Source organism: Methyloceanibacter sp. (assembly GCF_041573655.1).
Classification (GTDB): domain Bacteria; phylum Pseudomonadota; class Alphaproteobacteria; order Rhizobiales; family Methyloligellaceae; genus Methyloceanibacter.
In genome coordinates, this window is record NZ_JBFFQD010000101.1 from 1 (window position 1) to 1,643 (window position 1,643).

Below are 1,643 nucleotides of genomic sequence, written 5' to 3' on the forward strand. Positions count from 1 at the left end.
AGCGAGCCTTTGGTCACTGCGACACGCAGTGCTTCGGCATTGTCGATAATCTTGCGCACCAGCGGTGCGACTTGGGCATTGATACTCGGCAGTCTCATCTCTTGTTTTGTGCTTTTTTTGTTCTTGTTCTTGCTCAACTCAGCCTCCCCCTCAACGCTCAGTGTGTGTTTTGTATCTTGGCCAGTATGCTGGCTTGCCGCGTCTCGGCGAGGTTTCTTGCCTCCGCCTCGTCCCCGGCGCGCGCCAAGACAGTGCATATCGGGCGCTGTTTGTCGATCCGCTCGCCGGGCTTTGGCCGGTCGGCGGTCCAAGCGGGCCACGCCATATCGCGCGGCATGACAAGCGTTTCCGGCGCGAAGACGATCGCCGACGCCGCTGCCCCCTCAATTGCAGGTTGATTTTCGGGAAGCGCGCGATTGGCCAGCGCATCGAGGTGAAGAGCGAGCGGCGGCTGATTGGCGCAGGCGTAGATATCGAGCGTTGCGCCGGGGCGCGGGTTGATTTCCAGCAGGTAGATTTCGGTTTCCGTCAGCACGAAGTCGGCGGAGGCGAGTCCTTTGAGGTCAAAAACCTTTGCCGCTGCAAGCGTGGCGCGCTCCATCTCGGCGGCAGTGCTGCTGGGCACCGTCGCCGGACACACCGCCCCGCCATAGCGCCAAGGCTTTGCGGGAGCGGGCGCCGTCCATTGCTCGCTGAGGCCAAGGACGCGCGCGTCTTGTCCGTTGGCGACAAAGAGGGCCGAGACCGTACGCCCGCTCACCAACTCTTGGTGGTAAACGTCGCTTGCGTCGGCATCCCGGACAATATGGCTGCCGCCGGCGCCGCCACGGCGTTTGGCGACCCAGCCGGTGCGGTTTGCGGGGCGCTCCGTCTGCGTCGCAGGATGAGCGATGCCGAGCGCATCGAGTGCTGCGAAGAACGTCTCCGGCGCTTTGATTCGTGTGACGGTGCGCGCGTCATTGCCGAGCAGCGGCCAACGCTCGTTGATATATGTCAGAAGATGTGCGCGGTCTTCGAAGCCCGCGCCATAGATCAGTCCGCACACGGGCGAGGGGGCATTGTGCGTTAGTTCCGCCAGCGCTGGTTCCAGGTGATCCCATTGGAAGCCGTCTGCGATCGGCCCTGGCATCTTGCGGCACGCATGTGCCAGCTCTTGCGTATCCAGGTCCGCGAAGAAATCGGCGACCAGCGGCGTATAGCCGGCGTCCCGCGCGGCGAGTGCCAGCGCGCGGCCCGAGACCGCGGCAATCAGGAGGGATTCGCCTCTAGGAGACGAGATCTTGTGCGAGCCGATAGGCGGCACGGAAATCGAGATAGACGGGTTTGTCGGCCTCGATCATCTTCTTGAAGAGACCGGCTTCGGTTTTGTATTTAACGTCGCCGATGGCGAGCGCGCCGATACCGACCGCGCCCGTTCCGTCGATGGGCGTGCCCTTGTCCTTCATGCCGACGCCTTCGATGCCGAGTGGCGGCACCGCGTTCACGTCGGCGACCACCTTCATGTCCTTGGCCGGTTTGATTTGCGCCAGGCTGAGGATCTGCCGGCCTGCGGGCCCTGCGGAGAAAATGACATCGGCGCTCTCCGCAAGCTCGGATTTCTGCTCCTCGGTGGTGCCGTCGGCATAGCCGAGATTGGCCTCGAA

Annotated in this window: 1 protein-coding gene and 1 pseudogene; both read right to left on the reverse strand. The window is 63.2% G+C overall.

All coding sequences use genetic code 11. The features are described from left to right. Positions 1 to 157 precede the first annotated feature (157 nt). Positions 158 to 1,303: an ATP-grasp domain-containing protein gene (locus tag ABY454_RS12310; RefSeq protein WP_372931067.1), complete on the reverse strand. Its 1,146-nt coding sequence runs from the start codon at positions 1,301 to 1,303 to the stop codon at positions 158 to 160. Then, positions 1,266 to 1,643: pseudogene (locus tag ABY454_RS12315) on the reverse strand (methylenetetrahydromethanopterin dehydrogenase); the annotation flags it as partial. The pseudogene ABY454_RS12315 and the gene ABY454_RS12310, both read right to left, overlap by 38 nt.